We start from the raw sequence: 22,143 nt of genomic DNA on the forward strand, positions 1-22,143 counted from the left end.
GTGCCGACGCCTGATCACCCGTTCAAGGGAGTGAGCCCATGACCAGGAACTCGGCACGGCGCCTGACCCGTATCGGCGCCGGAACGCTGTCCGTGGCCGCACTGCTGGCCGTGGTGCCCGGCAGCGCAGCCTCCGCCGGCCGCCCCGGGACCGCCGAGCCCGTCGCGGCCCAGGCCGCCAAGGGCAAGCCGCGGCCGGACGCCCGCCACGTCGTCATCGCGGTGCACGGGGGCGCGGGCACCGCCCTGAAGCGCGAGGACACCACGCCCGCGCAGGAGAAGGCGTACCGCGACGGGCTGGCCGAGGCGTTGCGCGCCGGGCAGCAGGTTCTGGGCAAGGGCGGCAGCAGTGTGGCGGCCGTCGAGGCCGCGGTACGCAGGCTGGAGGACAACCCGCTGTTCAACGCGGGCAAGGGCGCGGTGTTCAACGAGGACGCGGGCCACGAGCTGGACGCGTCGATCATGCGCGGCGCCGACCTGGCGGCGGGAGCCGTGGCCGGGGTACGCAACGTCCGCAACCCGGTCTCCGCGGCGCGGCTGGTGATGGAGAAGACCAGGCACGTGCTGCTGGCGGGCGAGGGCGCCGACGACTTCGCGGCCCGCAGCGGCCTGCCGACCGTCACCCAGGACTATTACTGGACCGAGAAGCGCTGGCAGGAGCTGATGAAGGCCAAGGGCCGGCTGACGGGCAAGGGCGAGACGCTGACCCAGGGCACGGTGGGCGCGGTGGCCGTGGACGGGAAGCGGGACCTGGCGGCGGCGACCTCCACCGGCGGCCTCACCGGCAAGATGGCCGGCCGGGTCGGCGACTCACCCGTCGTCGGCGCGGGCACCTACGCCAAGAACGGCACCGTCGCGGCCAGCGCCACCGGAGCGGGCGAGGTTTTCCTCCGGGGCGCCGCCACCGGCACGATCTCGAACCTGATCGAGTTCGGCGGCCGGGACCTGGCCACCGCCGCGTACGAGGTACTGGTCGAGCGGCTGCCGAAGCTGGGCGGCACCGGCGGCGTGATCGCGCTGAACGCCCGGGGCGTCTTCGACGCGCCGCACAGCAGCGAGGGGATGCTGCACGGCTATCTGACCGAGGACGGCCGCGTCGTCACCAAGGTGTTCGCCGACGAGACACCCGCGAACCAGTGATTTCGGCCCCGGCCGCGCCGGTGTCCCGGTGCGGCCGGTGGCGTGATCCGCACCCGTCGGCCGTCGGCCCGACGATGGCTCAATAGGCCCTCTCCCTCCGGAACCGGAGCGGCACTACCGTCCCCCGACGCGGGGGGATCACTCTGGGGAGGGGATCAGTTACATGTTCTATTACTTGTTCAAATCCATCGTCCTGGTGCCGCTGCTGCGGTGCCTGTTCCGCCCCCGCGTCGAGGGACGGGAGAACCTGCCCGCGTCGGGCGCCGCCATCATCGCCGGGAACCACCTCTCCTTCTGCGACAGCTTCCTGATGCCGGCCACGGTCAAGCGCCGGATCACCTTCCTGTGCAAGCAGGAGTACTTCACCGGACGGGGCGTCAAAGGACGGCTGACCGCGGCCTTCTTCCGCGCCTGCGGGCAGATCCCGGTGGACCGCTCCGGGCGCAGCGCCGGCCAGGCCGCCGTCGAGGCAGGCGTACGGGTGCTGCGCGGCGGTGAGCTGCTCGGCATCTACCCCGAGGGCACGCGCTCGCACGACGGCCGGATGTACAAGGGGAAGACCGGCGTGGCGGAGATGGCGCTGCGCACGGGTGCGCCGGTGGTGCCGTGCGCGATGATCGGGACGTTCGAGGCCCAGCCGGCCGGCCGGCGGCTGCCGCGCCTCGTCCCGATCACCATCCGCTTCGGGGAGCCGCTGGACTTCTCCCGCTACGCCGGGATGGCCGACCAGCGGCTGGTGCTGCGGGCCGTCACGGACGAGATCATGTACGCCCTGCTGAAGCTGTCCGAGCAGGAGTACGTCGACACGTACGCGGCGGAGGCCAAGGCACAGGCCACGTCCGGGAACGGTTCCGGGCCGGGCACGAAGGCCGGTGCGAAGAGCGCGCCGCGGCCCGCCGTACCGGCCGTCCGCGCCGGCTGACGGCCCGTACGCGCCCGGCCTCCGTGCCGCTCACCCCGGGTGAGCGGCACGGTCCGTACGCCGGGTCGGCAGATCAGCGGCCCAGCGCGCAGGTGGCCTGGACGGACTTGCTCGGGTCGCTCTCGGAGCGGGCCTTCAGGACGACCCGGCCGTGCCGGGCGGCCCCCGGCTTCGCCGTGACGGCGACCGGGACGCTCACCGTGCTGCCGGACTTCGCGGTGGCGAGCCGGTTCGGCAGCCAGGCGGACCAGCCGTGCCCGCCCGCGGCGGCCGAGAGCCGGTACACGTCGGAGTCCAGGTGCGCGGCCCCGCTCCCCGGACGGCCGGTGTTGGTCAGCGGGAAGGTGCACACCGCCCGGCCCTTGGCGGGCTTGCCGTGGGCGGTGCCGTGCCGCAGCTGCGCACCGCGGCGCTGCGGGCCCGCGCCGTCCAGGGACCGGACGGCGACGGTGTAGCGCAGTACGCCCTTCTTGTCCCGCTCGATGTCCAGTACGTAGAAGTGCAGCCGGTTGGCCCGGTCGACGTACTCGTAGGAGCTGCCGGAGTCCGCGCCCGCGTGGAACAGCGCGTCGCTGAGCTGCCGGTAGTCACCCATGGTGATCATCTGCGGGGTGCCGTCGGGGCGCCGGAAGTCCACCATGCCGATGTCCTCCGGATGCGCGTCGATCACCCACGCGAACGGTGCCCGGTCCTCGTTCCTCGTCTTGGAGAGCAGCACCCCGTTGTCCGGGGTGAAGGAGTCCATGCCCATCCGGTCGACGACCTCGACGGTGTAATTGTCGTAACCGCCGCCGTCGCACAGCGGATCGGTCGTGGTGGAGCAGGCCGGCTCCAGGTCCCGGCCCATGGTGATGTTGACGCCGGACAGGCCCTTGGCGCCGGGCGGCGCGGAGCGCGCGGTGACCTGGGCGACCGCGACGCCGGACGTCTTCAGCGCGTCCCGGTCCAGGCGCAGGACGTTCTTGTCGTCGACGATGCCGAGTTTGAGCTTGTCGCGCAGGACGTGCTGGGAGCCCATCGAGGCGCCGTTGGCCGCCGGTATCTGCCAGCGGGTGTGCGGGCCGCCGGGGCCGTTGAAGGAGCCGCGCGAGAGCATGCTCCAGATGCCGGTGTAGGCGCGGCGCATCGGTGTGCCGTACGGGTTGTTGTAGTTGTCCGCGATACCCAGGATGTGGCTGAACTCGTGGGCGTACACGGCCATGCCGGAGCTCTCGGCCTGGGTGGAGGACCCGGCCTCGGCGTTGGGCCAGATGCGGGCGGCGGCCTTCCAGGAGGTCCACGGCACGTAGCGGGTGCGGGCGGCGTTCCCCCCGCCCTGGATGGGGGAGGGCGGGCCCCAGGCGGCCGGGACGTCCCCGGGCGAGGCGAACTTCATCTGCCCGAACTCCTGCCAGGCGGCGGACTCGTCCTGGCCCGCGGTCAGGTAGAAGATGAAGTCGTACTTCTTGGTCTCCGCGTCGCCCACGTCGGCGACCCAGGCCGCCTTGCCGTCGGTGCGGATGTTCTTGCCGCAGCTGTCGCCCACGGGGCAGGCGCCGGGGTTCATGGACGGTTCGATGCCGTACTGGTACGACTTGGAAGGCATCCGGTAGACGCCGAACGAGGTCAGTTCGACGCCGAGCCGGCCGCCGGAGTCCTCCATCCAGTACTCGTTGATGGTGTGGCCATGGTTGAGTTTGCCCGGCTTGTTGAGGAAGTCCCGGTAGAACGCGGGCACCTGCGGGCGGGGGATGTCGTGGGCGCTGGGCTGCGGGTTGCCGAAGACGGACGAACCGGCGGGCCTGCTGACGCTGAACTCCTCGTCCGGGTAATCCAGCAGGACGAGCGCGCCCCTGAACATCCGCCGGGTGGGCTTGACGGCGGGGTCGGCCCAGTTCGTGCCGGGGACCGAACGGTATTCGGCCCAGGTCATGGCGTCGGGATTGCGCCAGTTCTGCGGGTCGACGGGCCGGACGAGCGGGGGCCGGACCGCGGGCGCGGCCTCGGGAGCCGCCCGGGCGGGGCCGGCGGCGACGGCGGCCAGGACGCCGAGGAGGAGGGCGAGAACACCCAGTCTGCCGGCCCTGCCGCGGTATGGGCGGGCCGGTCTGCGGGGAAGGAACAAGGCGCACCTCTTGTCTGTGATCTCAAGTCCAGGACATGACAAGGTGATCGAACAGAATTCCTACCCCCGACAAGGTAAGGCGGGGGACGGAGTGACGCCAGAGGGTCGTGAGGAGCCGACGATGCCGCGGACGGTGAGTGACCGGCACGGTCACGCGATGACGGGGACCAGCGCGGAAGCCGTGTCCCATTACGAGAACGCGCTGTGCGAACTGCTCTTCTTCCGCGGCGAGGTCGCCACCGCGACGCAGGCGGCCCTGGAGGCCGCCCCGAAATCCGTCATGGGCAACGTCCTCGCGGCCTACCTGGGGCTGCTGGGCACCGAGGAGAAGGACGCCACCGCCGCCAAGGCGGCGTTCACCCGCTACACGGACTGCGTACGCGCCGGCCGGCCGACGGACCGCGAGCGGATGCACCTCGCCGCCGCCACGTCCTGGCTGAACGGCGACATCCACCGCGCCGGACACGTACTGGGCGAGCTGACCGTGGCCTTCCCGCGCGACGAACTCGCGCTCGCCGTCGGCCACCAGATCGACTTCCTCACCGGTGACGCCGCCCGCCTGCGCGACCGCGTCGGCGGCGCGCTCACCGCCTGGCCCGAGGACGACCCGCACTACGGCCACCTCCTCGGCATGTACGCCTTCGGGCTGGAGGAATCGGGCCACTACGCCCGCTCGGAGGAAGCCGGCCTGGCGGCCGTCCAGCACAACCCCCGCGACGTGTGGGGCATCCACGCGGTCGTGCACACGTACGAGATGCAGGGGCAGTTCGCGCAGGGCATCCGCTTCCTGGACGCCCGGATGGAGGACTGGGCCTCCGGCAACTACCTGAACGTGCACAACTGGTGGCACTACTGCCTCTACGCCCTCGAATCCGGCGACACGGACCGGGCGCTGGACATCTACGACGCCGTGCTGCACCACGAGGAGTCGCCCGGCCTCGCCATGGAACTCCTGGACGCCTCGGCCCTCCTGTGGCGGCTGCTGCTGGCCGACCGCGGCGCCGGCCCCCGCTGGGACCGCCTCGCCGACGCCTGGGCGGCCCGCCAGGACCCGCCGTACTACGCCTTCAACGACGTGCACGCCGTCATGGCGTACATCGGCGCTGACCGCATCGCCGACGCCGAACGCCTGGTCCGGGAGCGGGAGGCCTGGCTCGTCCGCGCCCGGCCCGGACTGTCCAACGTCGCCATGACCGCCGGCGTCGGCCTGCCCGTCTGCCGCGCCCTGATCGCCTACGGCCAGGGCAGATACGGACAGGCCGTCGACCTCCTCGCCCCCATCCGCTACCGCCTGAACACCTTCGGCGGCAGCCACGCCCAGCGGGACGCCGTACAGAAGACGCTCCTGGAGTCCGCGCTCCGCGCCGGGCGCGACGAGACGGCGCGCACACTGCTCAGCGAGCGCATCAACCTGCGCCCCGTCTGCCCGTACAACTGGCTGGCCCAGGCCCGCCTCGCCGACCGGCTCGGCGAAACCGCCAAGGCGGCCGCGGCCCGGTCCCGTGCCGCGGAACAGGCGGCGGTGGGGGCCGCGGCGCTGGCGCGGTGAGGAGACGGTCCCGGGCCATGACCGGCGCTATACGCCGGTCGGCACTCCCGCGTTGGCGAGCACGTCACGGGCCGGCAGGGTGACGCTCTGGGCGGCGGTCAGGCCGGAGGCCGCCAGGTGGGCGTCCACGATGCGCAGGCCGACCGCGTACCCGGCGGCGTACGGCAGCCCGACGGGCTCGCGGCCCATGCGCCGGGCGGTGTCGTCGCCGTACACGTACGGAGGCAGGTTCTGCATCCCGGCCACGTCGATCGCGGCCGTGATCTTCTCGTAGGCGCTGTCCAGCTCGGCGCCGGTCAGCGCCGTCGCCCAGGGGCCCATGGCCTCCTCGCCCGCCAGCTCCCGTACGAACGCCTCGGCCAGCCCCTCGGCCACGACCTGCTCGCCGACCGTGACCGCCGCCGGGTCCCAGACCACGTTGGCGTAGCGCACGTTGTGATGCAGCTCGTGCGCTGCGGCGTACCCGATCTTCGCCAGGCTGGTCGCGGTGGGCCAGACCGTCAGCTGGATCATCCCCGGAAAGCCGCCCAGGCCGGTGTAACCGGCGTTACGGACCATCAGCTCGTCATCGGGATCACCGAGCACCAGCACCACATGCACGGTATCGGCGGTCCGGGCACCGGGCGCCGCGCTGCTCAGCCGCTCCCGCGCCGTGGCGAGGCAGTCCTCGATCCGGTCCCACACCCGGGCGTTCCGCAGTTGCTCCAAGGCGTCCGCGTACCGGGGGTCCTCCCGGTCGATACGGAATCCGCAGCCCATCCGGTGCATCTCGACCACGTCCGGGCCGCCGATCCCGGACATCACGGTCTGCAGCGGGCTGAGCAGGTCTCGGAGGGCGTCGGGCCGTTCCGCCAAGGGCAGGCGGAGGAGGCGGGACATGGCGGACGCGGTGTCATGAACAATGATCTTCATGTCCCGGGACCGTAAAGCCTCCCGCTACGGGAGGTGCAAGCCGAGCGGGCGACAGCGCGCCCCTCGGAACCGGCTCCCGCCGGACCGATCCCTTCTTGATCAACTTTCTGCTGGCCCGACACCCCCCGGACCGGTCATCCTTGACTGGTCCGCGTACGGTCCGGCTCCTCGGCCGGCCCGCGCGGGCGAGCAGCCCGACCACCGGCCCACCAGCACAGGAGCACGTACACATGACGGGGAAGAACGCTTGGATACGGGACGTACGCCGGGGGCCGCGGCCCGCCGCCCACCTCATCTTCTTCCCGCACGCCGGGGGATCCGCCTCGTACTACCGGCCGTTCGCCGCCCACCTCGGCGACCATCTCGACGTGTCGGCGATCCAGTACCCCGGACGCCAGGACCGGTGGAACGACCCTTTCGTCACCTCCGTGGAGGGCCTCGCCGATGAGGTGATCGGCTGCCTGAACCGCCACGACACCACCCCGCTGGTCCTGTTCGGGCACAGCATGGGCGCGTCCGTCGCCTTCGAGTCCGCCCGGCGGCTCGCCGACCTCGGCCGGCCGGCGCCCCGCCGGCTCGTCGTCTCCGGCCGCCGCGCGCCCTCGATGTTCCGGGCCGAGCGCCACCTCCACCAGGGCACCGACGAGGAACTCCTCGCCGAGGTCGGCCGCTTGGACGGCACCCACAGCCGGCTCCTCGACGACCCGGACATCGTGCGGCTGATCCTCCCGGCCATCCGCAACGACTACCGCGCGATCGAGCTGTACCGGCCTCCCGCCGACGCCGTGCTGGACATCCCGCTGCTGTGCCTCACCGGTGACGCGGACCCGCGCGTGACCCGCGAGGAAGCGGCTGCCTGGAAGGCGCACACCATCGCCGAGTACCGCGAGGAGACCTTCTCCGGCGGCCACTTCTACCTCGCCGAGCACGCGGCCGCGGTCTGCCGCGCGGTGGAGGACTTCGCGGCGGGGGAGTGAGGACCGCGGGCGCCCGGGCCGTGTCCGGCCCGCGGCGCCCGGCCGGCCCTCCGGGTCAGGCCGTGCCGGTGACCGGCAGCCGGTCCAGGCCGCGCATCAGGCGGGTGTGGCGCCAGTCGAGTTCGGCCGGCGGTACGGCCAGGCGCAGGTCCGGGAAGCGGGTGAGCAGGGCGTGGAAGGCGATACGGGCTTCCAGACGGGCCAGCGGGGCGCCCAGGCAGTGGTGCGGGCCGTGGCCGAAGGAAAGGTGGCCGGAGGGGCGGTCCGGGTCCAGCGTGCCGGGGTCGGTGAAGCGGGCGGGGTCGCGGTTGGCGGCGCCCGGTGAGACCAGGACGATGTCGCCCGCCGCGATCTCGGCGCCGCCGAGGGTGAGCGGTTCGGCCGCGTAGCGGAAGGTGGCGGTGGTGATCGGGGAGTCGTACCGCAGCAGCTCCTCAACGGCGTCCGGGATGAGCGCGGGATTCTCGCGCAGCCGCGTACGCAGCGCGTCGTCCCGCAGGAGCGCGAGCGCCCCGTTGCCGATCAGGCTGGTGGTGGTCTCGTGTCCGGCGACGACCAGCAGGACGGCCAGCGATACCAGCTCGGCCTCGCTGAGCCGGTCGCCCTCGTCGCGCGCGGCGATCAGATCGGTCAGCAGGTCGCGGCCGGCGGACCCGGCCTCGCCGTCGCCACGCCCCGCCGCGCGTTTTTGCTCGATGAGGTCGGCCATGTAGTCGCTGATCGCGTGTGAGGCGGCGTCGATGGTGTCCGGGGCGCCGGCCGCGAAGAGGTCGTTGGACCAGTGGCGCAGTGCGGCGCGGTCCGCGCGGGGGACGCCGAGGAGGTCGCTGATGACCTCGATGGGCAGCGGGACGGCGAACTCCTCGACGAGGTCGGCGGTGCCGCCGCGGGCGGCCATCCGGTCCAGCAGGCCGTTCGCGATCTCGCTGACGCGCGGTTCCAGGCGGGCCACCGCGGCCGGGGTGAAGGCCTTGACGGCCAGTCTGCGCAGCCGGGTGTGGTCCGGCGGGTCGGTGGCCAGCATGGTGGCGCTGACGGCGGGGGCCAGGTTGCGCTTGGACGGCTTGTCCGCGAAGTAGCGGGTGGTGTCCTTGGAGAGCCGGGGCTCGGCCATCGCGGTACGGGCCTCGGCCCACCCGGTGACCAGCCAGGTCGCGCCGTGCGGCCCGGACCGTACCTGCTGGACGGGGCCGCGTTCGCGCAGTGCGGCGAGCAGCGGGTACGGGTCGCGGAAGAACTCCGGAGACTCCATGGGGTGGCTCACGTATGACCTCAGATTCCTGCGGCGGGCCGGGACGGCTCGGCCGCTGCGGGGCCGTTGCCGGACGACACGAAGGCGTTCGAGACCCTGCGCAGCCAGCGGGCCTCGTCGAACAGATCGTTCAGTTCGGGGCGGGTCAGCGTCGCGTCCTCGGCGCTGACCGCGTGGGCGGCGGTGTGTCCGCTGCGCCGGGACTCCAGCGCCGCCGCCAGCACCGCGGCCTCGACACCGGCGTCCACTTGCCGCGCGTCGGCGCCGCCGGCCCGCAGCCGTTCCTCGGCGGCGCGGCGCACCTCGTCGCTGCGGTGCGGGCGCAGCGCCAGCATGCCGTCGCGTATCTCGATCACCCGGCGGTAGAGCCGGAACTCGGGGTCGGGCGCCGCGTACCGGTTCTCGGTGGCGGTGAGCTGGATCTCCGGGACCGCCGCCGTCAGCGCGGCCCACAGCGGGTGCAGCCCGCGGTGCAGCTGCCACAGCTGCATCCGCCGCCAGGGCCAGGCCAGGGCCGGGCCGACGGCGGGCAGCAGTACGCCGATGACCAGCAGCAGGCTGCAGATGGCGGGCAGGCCGACGCTGAAGGTGCAGGTCGCGGGCGTCACCAGGGAGCTGCACAGCTGCTCGGGCGGCAGCCACGCGGCGTCGGTCCACAGCCCGACCACATGGACGATTTTATAGCCGATGTAGACCATGCCCAGCGCGCAGCCGGCGGCGATGACGCGCAGCCCGTAGCGGAGGCTGGTGCGCGGGGCGTGCCGGGAGTAGCGCAGGGCCTGGCGCAGCAGGTCGACGATGGCCGTGCCGAGGTGCACGGTGAACACCAGTACGTAGATGTTCAGCAGCGGCTCGGTGCGCGGCAGCTCGCCGAAGGTAGGGGCGCCGGGGGCGTCGTCCATCGGCGAGGCGAAGAACAGCACAGCCATCGCGACCAGGACGACGCCCAGCGAGACGAGCCGGTGGCGGGCCTTGCGGTCGGCGTCCGGCGGCTCCTCGTTGAAGCGCAGCAGCAGGATGGAGATGCAGGTGGCGGCGGCCAGCGTGCTGCCGTTGCCCAGCAGCCGGCCCAGCTTGGGCGTGACGACGCTCAGCGCGTCACCGACGACGGGCGTCAGGAACACCAGCGAGGCGCCCAGCCCGGTCAGGAACCCGCACAGCGCGCCCAGGCCGCGCGGGCGCGGCCGGCGCAGCAGGGGCCGCGCCTTGTACGCGGCGGCCAGCAGCAGGACGGCCGCTATGGAGAGGAAGAGAACGTTGACCATCTGGAGTTCTACCGTCGCTTGGGAGAGCCGAAGACGTCGTCCATGCGGCTGAGGACCTCGGCCTGCTGGGTCGTCGCCGGGCGGCGGGCGGGGGTGCGGTCGGCGCGCCGCAGGATCAGCGAGGCGATCATCTCGGCCTCCTGCTCGTCCTGGTCGCTGTAGTGGCTGCGGCCCAGGACGGATTCCACCGACGCGGGGTCGAGGTCGGGTACGAGGGTGTGCGCGACCTCGCCGGAGAGCAGGTTGGAGTGGCCGCTGAGCATGTGGCCGACCTCGTGCAGCACGATGTGGTCGCGGTGCAGCGCGGTGGTGGCCGCGTCGTGGAAGACGTAGTCGGCCCGGTTGGTGGCGATCCACAGGCCGCACGGTCCGGCGGGCGGGGTGACCTGCGGCTCCAGGTGGATCGGGCGGCCGCGCTGTTCGGCGAGCCGGTCCAGGAAGGCACCCAGCTCGAAGGGGCGCGGGATGTGCAGTCCGCGCAGCCGGTCCGAACAGTCGGCGAGCACACGGTCCGGTCGCCGTGTGAACTTCATGGCGTGCTCTCCTTCGGCCTCCGCCGTGAAAGGTACACGCGCCATTCTCATGCAGCGCCGGATGGCCCCTCCCGGGCGGGGTCGTACGCGGGCCCGCAGGCTTCCGCGGACCCTGCCGCCCGGGCTTCCGGCCCGGGAACGGGCGGGGGTGGGTCCGGGGACGGCAGGGGGTGTCAGTCGGTAAGGAGCATCGGTCAGCGAGCGGTACGCCAGGTTTCGCCGGAGTTGCCCACCGGGTTGGCCGCGCCGTTGCCCGTGGTGCTGCCGACGTCCGGCAGTCCTTCCAGCTTCCGTACCCGGTCGATCATCTCCAGTACGGCCGTACGGGACTCGGCGGACATGTCCATGAACCGCGCGGCCATCGCGATGACCCCCGCGTCCTGCATCGCCTCCAGCAGCTCCGGAGGCTGGTCGGGCCGGTCGGCGGACGTGCCGCCGGGGCCCGTGTCCCGCTGGTCGTGGAAGTGCGCGGCGGGCACGCCGAAGTATTCCGCGAGCGCTTCGATGTGCCGCTTGGTCGGATTGTCCCGCTTGCCCTTGCGGAGCTGCCAGATGTAGTTGCCGGAGATCACCTGCTCGCCGGCCCTGATGTTTATCTCGGTGGCGACATCGTTCGCGGAGAGTGCTTTGCCCCGCTCGCGACTTCGTTCCTGGAACAGCCGGTCCAGCTTTTCGGCCAGGCTGACCGGCCCGCGGTCCTCGTCCCCCATCGCGCCGCGCTCCCTTCAAGGCCAAACGTGAGACTTCCACTGTAGTGGTCCGGTCGCCGGGGCGGACGGGCGCTCCCACCCCTGTGGGCTGGCACGCACCGCCCGGACCCTCTATTCTTCACACCTGAGTCAAAGACTCTGGTGTGAAGCGGGGCGGACAGTTCGGACCGGCACGGGGGTGTGGTCCGAACACGTCCGCAACCACAGGTGGGGCCCGCCCCGCCTACGGGGGAGCCCCACCCTCACGCTCGCACACTCAGGCGCCGACGCGCCCGGACGGCACTGCCGCCGCGGCGGTCACTTCACCGCGCTGCGCTGCTGCCACTGCTCCCAGGTCTCCTGCCAGACCTCCAGGCCGTTGCCGACGTCGGTCTTCTTGGTGCTGCTGGTGTTCTTCACCTCGACCGTCGAGCCGATCGTCAGGAAGTCGTAGGCCCGCTTGGCGTCCGAGGTGGTCATGCCGAAGCAGCCGTGGCTGTTGTTGACCACGCCGATCGACTTGTTCCAGGGCGCGGAGTGCAGGAAGGTGCCCGACGCGGTGAGGTGGGTCACCCACTTCGAGTCCAGCATCCACTCGGTGCCGTGGCCGATGGTGGACGAGTCCATCGTCTCGGCCGCGTTCTTGCTGCGTACGGTGTGCACGCCGCCGCGCGTCGGGTCCTGCGGCGAGCCCGCGGAGCCCCGGATCGTGTCGACGGGCTTGCCGTTCTCGTACAGGGTCATGCTGTGCGCCGTGACGTCGATGACGGCCTTGTGGTCCGGGCCGACGGTGAATCCGAAGTCGTAGTCGCGCGCGAACCAGCCGCCGCTCTTGCCGGAGTCGATACCGCCCAGGCCGCCCTTGACGGACACCTTGGTGCCGGCCGGCCAGTAGGTCTTGGGCCGCCAGTCGACGCGGTCCTTGCCCGACCAGTCCTTGACCCAGCCCCAGGCGCCCTCCACCTGCGGCTGCGTGGTGACCTTGAGGGCCTTCTGGACCTCGGCGCGCTGGTCCTTGGCGACCGGGTGGTCGAAGAGGATGGATATCGGCATGCCGGTGCCGACGGTCTGCCCGTTCGACGGGGTGTTGGTGAGCTTGTTGACCTTGTCGGCCTTCGCGGTGGTGAAGGACGAGTCGGCGTCCGACTCCTTGCCGTCGCCGGACTTCGTCTTCGTGTGCACGGTGTACGTGGTGCCGGGCTTGACCTTGCCCTCGGACGTCCACGACGAGCCGTCACCGGACAGCTTGCCCTCGACCTTGCCGCCCTTGTCGTCCTTGGCCTCGACGGAGGTGAGGCTGCCGCCGTCCACCTTCACCGATATCGGGGAGCCCAGTTCCGCGGCCTTGCTGCCCGCGGCCGGGGTCACGGTCACCTTCGCCGCCGGCTTGTCCGACGTCTGCGAGCCGCCGTCCGCTCCGCACGCGGTCAGCACCGCGGCTCCCACCAGGGTGGCGGACAGCATGATGGTGCGACGGGCTGATCTGACGTGCACGAGCGGTTCCCTCCAAAGCAACACAAGTGGCTGTGGCGGGAACCGCTCGGGCTCCGGCGTGGTCGCGGGGACCGCCGGGGCCGGTTGTCGGCAACCGCCGTACATGCAGACGGGTGACACCGCATGATCGGTTGCCTGAAGAAACGGATATTTGTGTCACAGATCGGTACAGGTGTGCGCCGAGCTGGCGGAGGGGGATATTCCGCTTGTCCGGCCGGACGCGTCAGGGGCGCACCGCCGGGCCGTCGGCCCCGCGCGGTGCGCCCCTGCCCGGTATCCGGGCCGGTGTCAGGAGGAGGCGGGAGCGGCCGGGTCCTCGGGCTCGTCGTCCGGGGTCTCGGCGGCGTGCCCGGCCAGTACGCAGGTGTGCTTGCGCTGCACGAACCAGTAGTACGTGAACCCGCCGACGGCGACGATGCCGACGAACAGGAACGCGCCCCAGCGCAGGTACCAGTGCTGCGGGCCGGTCGCGTTGTAGACCTCGGGGCGCGGCCAGGCGAGGTTGGTGGCCATCGCGGTGCCCCACAGCACGGCGAGGATGTTGACCGGCAGCCCGAACCTGCCCAGCGAGAACTTCCCCTCGGCCGGCTCCCACTGGCCGCGCAGCCGCCGGACCAGCATCGGCACGGTGACCATCAGATACGCCACATAGATCATGATGATCGCGATGCTGGTGATCACCGAGAAGATCTGCGGCTGGTTGACGTTGATCAGCAGGATGCAGACCGCGATGCACCCGATGATCACCGCGGGCGCCACCGGTGTCTGGAAGCGCGGGCTGACCCGGGCGAGCAGCGAGGCGGCCGGCAGGTTGGTGTCCCGGGCCATGGCGAACGCCAGCCGGATGCCGGCGGTGTGCACGGCCAGCGCGCACACCGTGATCGCGATGACCACGCACCACAGCATGATCTGGCCCATGGTCGAGCCGAGCGTGCTGAGCACGACGTACTGGAGGCCGTCCACGGACAGCTCCTTGGCGTGCAGGTCGGGCGTGGCCAGCAGCGCGAACAGCAGGATCAGCCCGCCGATGAGGAACGACGCGAACAGCGCCCGCAGGATCGCGCGCGGCGCGTTGCGGCCGGGGTCCTTGGACTCCTCGCCGAGCGACGACGCCGTGTCGAAGCCGTACATGACGTAGGCGGAGGCGAGCGACGCGGTGAGGAACGCGCCGAGGTAGCCCAGCGACTGGCCCTCGGCCAGCCCGTAGGTCTCGGTCACCGCGCTCGGCGGGCGGGTGATGTGCGCGGCCAGCAGCACGATCAGCGCCAGCGCGGCGACCAGCTCGATGGCCACACCGGCGGAGTTGATCTGGGCCATCAGCTTGACGCCGAACGCGTTGATGAGCGTCGTGAAGACGACGAGTACGGCGCCGAGGAGCACGGCGTTGGCGGCGTGGTCGGTCTTCCCGGAGCCGTCGCCGATGAACTGGAAGAACGAGGAGATCTGCGGCAGCGTGACCTGGTAGGCGAGCGCCACGGCGGCCAGCGACACCATGGTCGCGGTCATCATCATCCAGCCGCCGAGCCAGCCCACGTGCGGGCCGCCCAGCTGCTTGGCCCAGTTGTAGACCGATCCGGCCACCGGATAGCGGGCGGCCAGCTCGCAGAAGCACAGGGCCACCATCAGCTGGCCGCAGAAGACCATCGGCCAGGACCACCAGTAGGCGGGCCCGCCGTGGTTCACACCGAAATAGAAGAGCTGGAAGGTGCCGGTGAGGATGGAGATGTAGCTGATGCCGGCCGCGAAGGTGTGGAAGTTGCCGAGGGTGCGCTTCAGCTCGGGCTTGTAGCCGAGTTCCGCGAGCGACTCGTCGTCGGAGCTGTCGTCGGAGCTGTCGGCGGCGTCGGCCGGCGCGGTGCCGTTGCCGTACGCCTCCTCATCGGCCTTCCCGCCGTCCGGCGCGGGGCCGCTCGCCGCCGGCCCGGTGCCGCTCACTCGAACCACCGCTGCGGCCGGGGCGCGGTGTTGCGCCACACGTGCTTGGCCTCCTGGTACTCCCCGAGTCCGGCCGGGCCCAGCTCCCGCCCGACGCCGGACTGCTTCATACCGCCCCACTCGGCCTGCGGTACGTACGGATGGAAGTCGTTGATCCACACGGTTCCGGCGCGCAGCCGGGCAGCCACCCGGTGCGAACGCTCCACGCTCTGCGTCCACACGCCGGCGGCCAGCCCGTAGACGGTGTCGTTGGCCAGCGCCACGGCCTCGTCCTCGGTACGGAACCGCTCCACGGTCAGTACCGGGCCGAACGATTCGTCGCGGATCACCGACATGCCGGGGGAGCACTCGTCCAGCACGGTCGGCAGGTAGTAGAAACCGTCCCGCAGCGCCGCGTCGTCGGGGCGCGCACCGCCGCAGCGCAGCACCGCGCCCTCGGCCAGGCCCGCCGCCACGTACTTCTCCACCTTGTCGCGGTGCTGGGCGGAGATCAGCGGCCCGGTGCGGGCGTCCTCGTCGAACGGCCCGCCCAGCCGGATCGCCCGCGCCCGGCGCACCAGCTCGTCCACGAAGTCGTCGTGCAGCTCGTCGTCGACCAGCAGCCGCGCCCCCGCCGAGCAGACCTGCCCGGAGTGCAGGAACACCGCCATCAGCGCGTAGTCGACGGCGGTGTCGAAGTCGGTGTCGGCGAAGACGAGGTTGGGGTTCTTGCCGCCCAGCTCCAGCGCGATCTTCTTCACGGTGGGCGCGGCGGCGGCCATGATGCTCCGCCCGGTGACCAGCCCGCCGGTGAAGGAGACCAGGTCCACTCGCTCGTCGGTGGTCAGCGGCGCGCCGACGGCGCCGCCGGCGCCCAGCACCAGGTTGGCCACCCCGTCCGGCAGCCCGGCCTCGGCCAGCGTCCGCATCAGCAGGATCGCGGTGTGCGGGGTCAGTTCGCTGGGTTTGAGGACGAAGGTGTCGCCCGCGCCGACGGCCGGGGCCACCTTCCAGGCGGTCTGCAGCAGCGGGTAGTTCCACGGCGTGATCAGGGAACAGACGCCGACCGGCTCGTACACCACCCGGCTGTCGACCTCCGGCTGCCCGGTGTCCACCACCCGGCCGTCGTTGCCGGACGCGACCAGGTTGCCGAAGTAGCGAAAGCAGTTCGCGATGTCGTCCATGTCGTACTGGCTCTCCACGAACCGCTTGCCGGTGTCCAGGGACTCGGCACGCGCGTACGTGTCCTTGTCCCGCTCCAGCAGACCGGCGACGCGCAGCAGCAGCGCCCCGCGCTCCGCGGCCGGGGTGTGCGGCCACGGCCCGTCGTCGAACGCCGCGCGGGCCGCGGTGACGGCGGCGGCCGCGTCCGCGGCACCCGCCTCGTCGACGGTGGCGACCGGCGTGCCGTCCGCCGGGCAGCGGATCTCGCGTACCTCCCCGTCGGCCGCGGCGGTCCACTGACCCCCGATGAACAGCTCCGGCATGGGTGAGCCTCCGTGCCTGTGCTCGCGGTCGGGCGGCCCGGCCGGACAGCCCGATGGTGACGATCTGTGTACCGAGCGTAGGCGGGGGGTGGTGCGCACGCATGGTGCGCTGCTCCGGGTGGCTTCCCCGCGGGCCCGCGGGCGGTGGCCTGGCGTACGAACGGACCGGCCCCCGCCTCCGTGAGGCAGGGGCCGGTCCGGCCGTGCGCGCGGGGTCAGGCGGCCTCGCGGGTCGCCAGCTCGCGCAGCTGCTTCTTGTCCGGCTTGCCGGCGTCGGTCAGCGGCAGCGTGTCGACGAACCGGATATGGGCCGGCTCGTACATCGCGCCGCGTGCCTCGCGCACCATCGTGCGCAGGCTGTCCTCGTCGACGCTCTCCCCGGCGGCGGGCACCACGGCCGCGTACACCTGTTCCATCCGGTCCTCGTCGCGCACGCCGAAGACGGCGCTCTGCGAGACCTGCGGGTGGGTGTTGAGGAGGTCCTCCAGCTCGGTGGTGTACACATGGCCGCCCACCACGACGATCATGTCCTTGAGCCGGTCGACGATGGTCAGGTAGTTCTCGTCGTCCAGGAAGCCGATGTCGCCGGTGTGCAGCCAGCCGTCGCGCAGCACCTCGGCGGTCAGCTCCGGCTGCTTCCAGTAGCCCTGCATGATGCTCCCGGAGCGGATGCAGATCTCGCCGTGCTCGCCGCGCGGCAGGTCACGGCCGTTCTCGTCGCGGACCGCCACCTCGACGTTGGGCAGGACACGGCCGGCCGAACGCAGCCGCTCCGGGTTGTCCGGGTCGTGGTCGGCGGCGGGCAGCACGCTGATCCCGCCGGCCTCGTTCTGCCCGTAGAACTGCACCAGCACCGGGCCGAAGCGCCGTATCGCGTCGGCGATGCGGGCCGGCGACGACTGGCAGCCGCCGTAGGTCAGGCAGCGCAGGCTGGAGGTGTCGGTGGTGGCCGCGTCCGGGTGGTCGGTGAGCTGGTAGAGCAGCGGCGGCAGCAGGAACAGGTGGGTGATGCGCTCCCGCTCGACGGTCGCGAGCACCTCGGCCGGGTCGAAGTCCTCGTGCAGCACCACGAGGCCGCCCTCGCGCAGGGTGACGTCGGCCATCATGCCGCCCGCGTGCGCCAGCGTGGTGCACACCAGCAGGTGGGCCGGCTCCTCGTCCGAGGGGCGCTCCCAGATCACCTTGGCGTCGCCGGCGTCCTCGTCGTTGTCGGCGACGAAGGACCGGACCTGCCCGTAGGTGGTGCAGATGCCCTTGGGGTGGCCGGTGGTGCCGCCGGTGTGGCGGATGGTGCAGATGTCCTCGGGCTGCGCGAGGCTCGGGAACGGCTCGTCGCTCTCGGCGGCGGCCAGTTCCAGCAGGTCGGTGCCGGACTTCGCGGGGCCCAGGGTCAGTACGGTCGGCACCGGCGCCAGCGTGGTCAGCTCGGCGGCGCGGTCGTCGAAGCGGGGGTCGACGATCAGCGCGCCGGTCTCCACGTCCTTGACGATGGTGGCCTGCACCTCGGCGGAGAGCTTGTTGTAGAGGTGGTTGACCCGGCAGCCGATGAGGTTGGCGGCGTAGCGGGCGGCGAGGGTTTCGGGCAGGTTGCCGCTGAGCAGTGTGAGGGTCTGGCCACGGTCGATGCCCTGACCGCGCATCGCGCGGGCCATGCGGTGGACGAGGGCGCGGAACTCACCCGCGGTGACGCGTCGCCCTTGGTGCACCAGCGCCACGCGCCCGGGGTCGGCACCCAGGGCGTCGAGGTTCTCCTCCACGTAGGTGCGGAAGTCGTGCGCGGTGTCGGGCATAGGTGATTCCTCCTTGATTCCGGGGCATGACGGCTAGGTAGTTGCCCCGGACAACCATTTCCATGCTAACGGTCGTCGATCAAGGGTTCCAAGTTCACCCGAACGCATGTGGGCGGGCCTTTTACCGAGACGCGGACATTTGGCCAACCGCGGGGGCCGGGCGCCGGCACCCGGGTGGGCGGCACCTCGGTGGTCGGGCCTTTCCGGCTTACGGAGCAGCAGGTCGCGGACGTCTCGGGCGCGTTCGCGGGCGGTGCGGAAATGGCCGGTCAGCGGGGTGCGGGGCGGTATGGACGGTAGACGGACGGAAGCGGCCACGCGTATCGCCGCGATGGCCGCTCACGAGAAATGCGTACCGTCCGAAATGGCGCGCTTTCGTCGGTGGGGAATTGACGGAGTATTTACCTGCGATTTAAGGAAGTCGCTCCGGGCGGTGTGCTCGAAGAGCGGATTTGCCCGGGTCGCCCATCGGGACGGCGTCCAGCACGGCGATATCCATCGGCGCGGCGAGCAGACCGGACACCCCGGCCGCGATCCCGGCGAGCGCGGCGCCACGGGAGTGCGCGTCCAGCGCGGCACCGTCCGCCCAGTTCTCCACGACCACCACCCGGTCCTCTCCCGCGTGGACCGCGTACAGCAGGCAGCCGTCCTCCTCGTGGACGGCGGGCGCGTGCGAGCGGAAGACGTCCAGTGCCGTCTCCAGCTCGCCGGGCTTCGTCCTGACCGTGGCGACTACGACCGGCATACCTGCGACCTCCAAGGCGAACGGAATGTCGAACGAACCTATCCCACCGCCGCCCCGGGGCCGTAACACCGGGTCAGAAACCAGGACGTGTCGCCAGATCCGGGGTGATTCAGCCCTCGCTCTCGCGGGCGAAGGCCACCCGTACGTCGCCGAGCCCGTCGATGCGCACCTCCAGGGCGTCGCCGGGTGCGGCGTCCACCACCGGGCCGAGCGCCCCGGTCAGCACGGTGTCCCCGGCCCGCAGTGGCCGCCCGGCCCTGACCAGCGCGTCCGCCAGCCACAGGGCCGTGTGCAGCGGGTGGCTCGGACCGCCGGCCCCGGTGCCGGCGGAGACCTGCTCGCCGTGCCGCTCGATCACGATCCCGGCCCGCCGCAGGTCCACCGCGTCGAGCGGGACGGGCCGGGTGCCGAGGACGTACATTCCGGCGGACCCGTTGTCGGCGACCGTGTCGGCCAGGGTGATGTCCCAGTCCCGGACACGGCTGCCGACGACCTCGATCGCGGGCAGCGCGAACGCGACCGCCCGCAGCAGATCGGCGACCGTGTGCCGCTCGTGGGTCAGATCGCTCTCCAGGACCAGGGCGACCTCCGCCTCGGCCTTCGGCTGGAGCACCGCCCCGGCCGGTATCTCCGCACCGTCCGGCACCGCCATGTCGGCGAACAGCATGCCGAAGTCCGGTGCGTCGGTGCCGAACTGCGCCTGCAGTGCGGGGCTGGTGACGCCGATCTTGCGGCCGGTGAGGCGCGCGCCGTCCGCCAGCCGGGAACGGGTGAACATCTCCTGCACCGCGTAGGCGGCCTCGATGTCCGTACCGATCAGGTCGCGGACCGGGGCGCACGGCACGCCCGTCGCCCGCGCGTCGAGCAGCCGCCTCGACGCCGCCTCGACGGCCGTACGTGCCGGGCCCCCGGTCGCTTCGGTGCTGTGTGCGGTCGTACTCGCTGCGAGTGTCACTGTGCTCCCTCGTCCTTCACATACGTACACGGGCATGGCCCGGTCCGGAGAGGAAGCCCAGGGAGTGCTCGCCGCCTTCCGGCCGGTGCCGGACGTGCTGCTGCCGAAGATCTTCCCCGGCACGGTATCGGATCAACGCGGCTGTCATGGCGATCAGTTCGAGGGGGCGGCCGCATGGGCCCGCCGGCGATGTGCGTACGGGCGCCCGCGGGCCGCGCGCCGGTGCGGCTACTGCCCGGTGTCCGGCTGGATGTCGGTGATGCGCAGGCTGTTCAGGTCGGAGGTGACGAGCAGCCGGGTGTGACGCGGCTGTTCGGGGCCGCCCCAGGTGAGGCGGACCCGGGTCCAGGCGCGGCCCATGGCGCTGTCGTTGTAGGTGACGCGCCAGGCCGTGGGGGTGTCCTGGGCGCGTAACACGCCGTCCGCGTGTTCCCGCTGCTCCCAGTTGCCCAGGCGGGCCCGCAGCTCGGGGGTGAGGTAGTGGGCGCGCAGCGCCAGGGCCAGCGCGCCGCGCCCGTCGTCGGTCACGGCGTCGAGGTAGCTGCCGTAGAAGTCGGCGACCCGGTCGACGGCCGAGTCCGTACGGCCGCTCCGGGTGGGCACCTCGGCCCGGTCGTCGGCCGGTGCCGGGGCGGGCACGGCGCCGGCGCTCGACCCGGCGGGCGCGGTGACGGCGAAGGCCGAGAGAGCGGCGGCCAGGGCGGCGCGGCGGACGGTCCGGTGTGCGGGCATGGTGACGCTCCTTCTCACGGGTGCCTCCCCTCCCGCCGGTACGCCGTGCGGACGGCGGCGGCCGCTGCCGGGTGCGCCGCGCGGGAGGAGAGGCGGGTACGCCGGAACGGCCGCCTCCGCGCGGTGCACGGCCGACGGGTATCCGGCGGGCGGGCCGCGAACCCTCTGGCCGCCGGACGTTCCGGGGGAACGGCGTGAACCGTGGCGCCGGCGGCCGGAAGTGGCCGGTGGGGGAGCCGGGACGCGCCGTCGGCGGGCCCCGGCGGGCGCCGCGCGGTGGTGCCCGTGCACCATGCAGGGGTAGCAGTCGTGTGATGAGGAGAGTGCCGTGGCCCAAGACGTCAGGTCGCTGCTGGCCGAGCTCGACTTCGCGAGCGTCTCGCCCGAGGAGTTCGCGCGGATCGTGAAGGGGCTGTCCACCAAGGAGATCACCGAGCTGGCGCGGGGTGAGCTGCGGGAGCGGGTGCTCGGCGAGGTTTTCGGCAGGATGGGGCGGCAGTTCCGTCCGGACGCCGCGGCCGGGGTGCACGCGGTGATCCGCTGGCGGATCACCGGCGAGCGGGAGGCGGTCTGGGAGACCACCCTCGCGGACGGGGTGTGCACGGTCCGCGAGGGTGTGGGTACGGCCGAGCCGCGGCTGACGCTGACCCTGGGCGACGCGGAGTTCCTGCGGCTGGTGTCGGGCAACGGCAATCCGGTGACGATGGTCCTCAAGCGCAAGATCAAGGTCTCCGGTGACCTGGGGCTGGCCGCCGGCATGAACCGGTACTTCGCCATTCCCAAGGTGTGAAGGGGCACTTGCCGGTGGGGCGTGGGTGACGCCTGGGGCGGGACGAGTTGATGTCCACCCCCTTGACCGGGGCTGGCCCATCAGTAAAGTCTAGACCAATTGGCGAGCGGGAATCCGGCCTTCCCCGTGGAGTCGGCACTGCACTTCGGGGCGGCCGCGGTCCTCGCGCGTCGGCACCACACCTTCGCGTCACCCCACCCCCACCAGCGGGGCCCGCCGGGCCGACGTACCACGCGACAGCGGCGGTACGCGCCTGCCCCGCGCCGGGCCCCCACCGTGAAGGAGTCGACATGCACCAGAAGAGGAAGATCGCCACGGCCATCGGCACCGCGCTGGCTCCGCTCCTCGTCGTGACCCTGCCGGCGGGTTCGGCCAGCGCCCACGGCTATGTCAACGCCCCGGCCAGCCGTCAGGCCCAGTGCGCGGCGGGCACCGTCTCGTGCGGGCCCATCAAGTGGGAGCCGCAGAGCGTCGAGGGGCCCAAGGGCCTCAAGAGCTGCAGCGGCGGCAACGCCCAGTTCAGAGAGCTGGACGACGACAGCAAGGGCTGGAAGGCGACCTCCGTCGGCAGCTCCCAGAGCTTCACCTGGCGGCTGACGGCCCAGCACCGCACCAGCACCTGGCAGTACTTCATCGGCGGCCGCAAGATCGCGGAGGTGAACGACCACGGGGCCAAGCCGCCCGCCACCGTCACGCACAACGTCAACTTCCAGGGCATCAAGGGCAAGCAGAAGGTGCTCGCCGTCTGGAACGTCGCGGACACCTCCAACGCGTTCTACGCCTGCATCGACGTCAACATACGCTGACGCCAGGGCGGGGGGGGGGGGGGGGGAACCCCCCCCCCCCCCCCCCCCCCCCCCCCCCCCCCCCCCCCCCCCCCCCCCCCCCCCCCCC

19 protein-coding genes are annotated in these 22,143 nt (G+C 72.0%); 6 read left to right on the top strand and 13 right to left on the bottom strand.

Features of this window, described 5'->3' with window-relative positions:
- Positions 1 to 38 precede the first annotated feature (38 nt).
- Entirely contained in the window at positions 39 to 1,139 is a 1,101-nt protein-coding gene (locus ACZ53K_RS18680) for an isoaspartyl peptidase/L-asparaginase family protein (RefSeq protein ID WP_468837447.1), read from the top strand.
- Positions 1,140 to 1,302: 163 nt separating this feature from the next.
- A complete protein-coding gene (locus tag ACZ53K_RS18685) occupies positions 1,303 to 2,061 on the top strand; it encodes a lysophospholipid acyltransferase family protein (RefSeq protein ID WP_468837449.1) in 759 nt (252 codons plus the stop codon).
- A 73-nt stretch (positions 2,062 to 2,134) separates the two neighbouring features.
- Here the strand turns inward: ACZ53K_RS18685 and ACZ53K_RS18690 are convergent, their stop codons facing one another.
- Positions 2,135 to 4,165, bottom strand: coding sequence for a M6 family metalloprotease domain-containing protein (locus ACZ53K_RS18690; protein WP_468837451.1), 2,031 nt, complete (start codon positions 4,163 to 4,165; stop codon positions 2,135 to 2,137).
- A gap of 157 nt (positions 4,166 to 4,322) precedes the next feature.
- On the opposite strand from ACZ53K_RS18690, the gene ACZ53K_RS18695 reads away from it, so the two are divergent.
- The gene (locus ACZ53K_RS18695) at positions 4,323 to 5,714 is read left to right on the top strand and encodes a tetratricopeptide repeat protein (protein ID WP_468837454.1); all 1,392 of its coding nucleotides are present in this window, start codon (positions 4,323 to 4,325) and stop codon (positions 5,712 to 5,714) included.
- Positions 5,715 to 5,741: 27 nt separating this feature from the next.
- Here ACZ53K_RS18695 and ACZ53K_RS18700 read toward each other — a convergent pair whose 3' ends face one another.
- Complete coding sequence (locus ACZ53K_RS18700) at positions 5,742 to 6,626, bottom strand: DUF2268 domain-containing putative Zn-dependent protease (RefSeq protein WP_468837457.1); 885 nt, start codon at positions 6,624 to 6,626, stop codon at positions 5,742 to 5,744.
- 230 nt (positions 6,627 to 6,856) lie between these two features.
- On the opposite strand from ACZ53K_RS18700, the gene ACZ53K_RS18705 reads away from it, so the two are divergent.
- On the top strand, positions 6,857 to 7,603 hold the full coding sequence (locus tag ACZ53K_RS18705) for a thioesterase II family protein (protein WP_468837459.1): 747 nt from the start codon (positions 6,857 to 6,859) through the stop codon (positions 7,601 to 7,603).
- A 55-nt stretch (positions 7,604 to 7,658) separates the two neighbouring features.
- Here ACZ53K_RS18705 and ACZ53K_RS18710 read toward each other — a convergent pair whose 3' ends face one another.
- From ACZ53K_RS18710 to ACZ53K_RS18760, 11 genes are all read right to left on the bottom strand, one after another.
- The gene (locus ACZ53K_RS18710; RefSeq protein ID WP_468837461.1) at positions 7,659 to 8,867 is read right to left on the bottom strand and encodes a cytochrome P450 family protein; all 1,209 of its coding nucleotides are present in this window, start codon (positions 8,865 to 8,867) and stop codon (positions 7,659 to 7,661) included.
- Positions 8,868 to 8,875: 8 nt separating this feature from the next.
- Entirely contained in the window at positions 8,876 to 10,120 is a 1,245-nt protein-coding gene (locus tag ACZ53K_RS18715) for an MAB_1171c family putative transporter (protein WP_468837464.1), read from the bottom strand.
- Positions 10,121 to 10,128: 8 nt separating this feature from the next.
- Positions 10,129 to 10,653 carry a hypothetical protein gene (locus tag ACZ53K_RS18720; RefSeq protein ID WP_468837466.1) on the bottom strand — a complete coding sequence of 175 codons (525 nt, stop codon included), beginning with the start codon at positions 10,651 to 10,653 and terminating at the stop codon, positions 10,129 to 10,131.
- Positions 10,654 to 10,847: 194 nt separating this feature from the next.
- Positions 10,848 to 11,363 (bottom strand): helix-turn-helix domain-containing protein, encoded by a 516-nt coding sequence (locus ACZ53K_RS18725; protein ID WP_468837469.1) that lies wholly within the window; start codon positions 11,361 to 11,363, stop codon positions 10,848 to 10,850.
- 297 nt (positions 11,364 to 11,660) lie between these two features.
- Positions 11,661 to 12,836, bottom strand: a complete 1,176-nt coding sequence (locus tag ACZ53K_RS18730) for a L,D-transpeptidase family protein (protein WP_468837472.1) — start codon at positions 12,834 to 12,836, stop codon at positions 11,661 to 11,663.
- 288 nt (positions 12,837 to 13,124) lie between these two features.
- Positions 13,125 to 14,780, bottom strand: coding sequence for an APC family permease (locus ACZ53K_RS18735; RefSeq protein ID WP_468837527.1), 1,656 nt, complete (start codon positions 14,778 to 14,780; stop codon positions 13,125 to 13,127).
- Positions 14,768 to 16,237: an aldehyde dehydrogenase family protein gene (locus ACZ53K_RS18740; protein ID WP_468837475.1), complete on the bottom strand. Its 1,470-nt coding sequence runs from the start codon at positions 16,235 to 16,237 to the stop codon at positions 14,768 to 14,770. The genes ACZ53K_RS18735 and ACZ53K_RS18740 overlap by 13 nt, the downstream gene beginning before the upstream one ends.
- 215 nt (positions 16,238 to 16,452) lie before the next feature.
- Complete coding sequence (locus tag ACZ53K_RS18745) at positions 16,453 to 18,027, bottom strand: AMP-binding protein (protein ID WP_468837478.1); 1,575 nt, start codon at positions 18,025 to 18,027, stop codon at positions 16,453 to 16,455.
- 412 nt (positions 18,028 to 18,439) lie between these two features.
- Positions 18,440 to 18,772: a putative quinol monooxygenase gene (locus ACZ53K_RS18750; protein ID WP_468837480.1), complete on the bottom strand. Its 333-nt coding sequence runs from the start codon at positions 18,770 to 18,772 to the stop codon at positions 18,440 to 18,442.
- Between the two features lie 109 nt (positions 18,773 to 18,881).
- Entirely contained in the window at positions 18,882 to 19,727 is an 846-nt protein-coding gene (locus ACZ53K_RS18755) for a 2-keto-4-pentenoate hydratase (RefSeq protein ID WP_468837482.1), read from the bottom strand.
- A gap of 228 nt (positions 19,728 to 19,955) precedes the next feature.
- Complete coding sequence (locus ACZ53K_RS18760; RefSeq protein ID WP_468837484.1) at positions 19,956 to 20,459, bottom strand: hypothetical protein; 504 nt, start codon at positions 20,457 to 20,459, stop codon at positions 19,956 to 19,958.
- Between the two features lie 328 nt (positions 20,460 to 20,787).
- Between ACZ53K_RS18760 and ACZ53K_RS18765 the strand changes: the two genes are divergently transcribed.
- Together ACZ53K_RS18765 and ACZ53K_RS18770 are read left to right on the top strand one after the other, a co-directional pair.
- Positions 20,788 to 21,249: an SCP2 sterol-binding domain-containing protein gene (locus ACZ53K_RS18765; RefSeq protein WP_468837486.1), complete on the top strand. Its 462-nt coding sequence runs from the start codon at positions 20,788 to 20,790 to the stop codon at positions 21,247 to 21,249.
- 290 nt (positions 21,250 to 21,539) lie between these two features.
- Complete coding sequence (locus tag ACZ53K_RS18770; RefSeq protein WP_468837488.1) at positions 21,540 to 22,055, top strand: lytic polysaccharide monooxygenase auxiliary activity family 9 protein; 516 nt, start codon at positions 21,540 to 21,542, stop codon at positions 22,053 to 22,055.
- Positions 22,056 to 22,143 lie beyond the last annotated feature (88 nt).

The sequence above is a fragment of the Streptomyces sp. NPDC033221 genome (assembly GCF_055577005.1).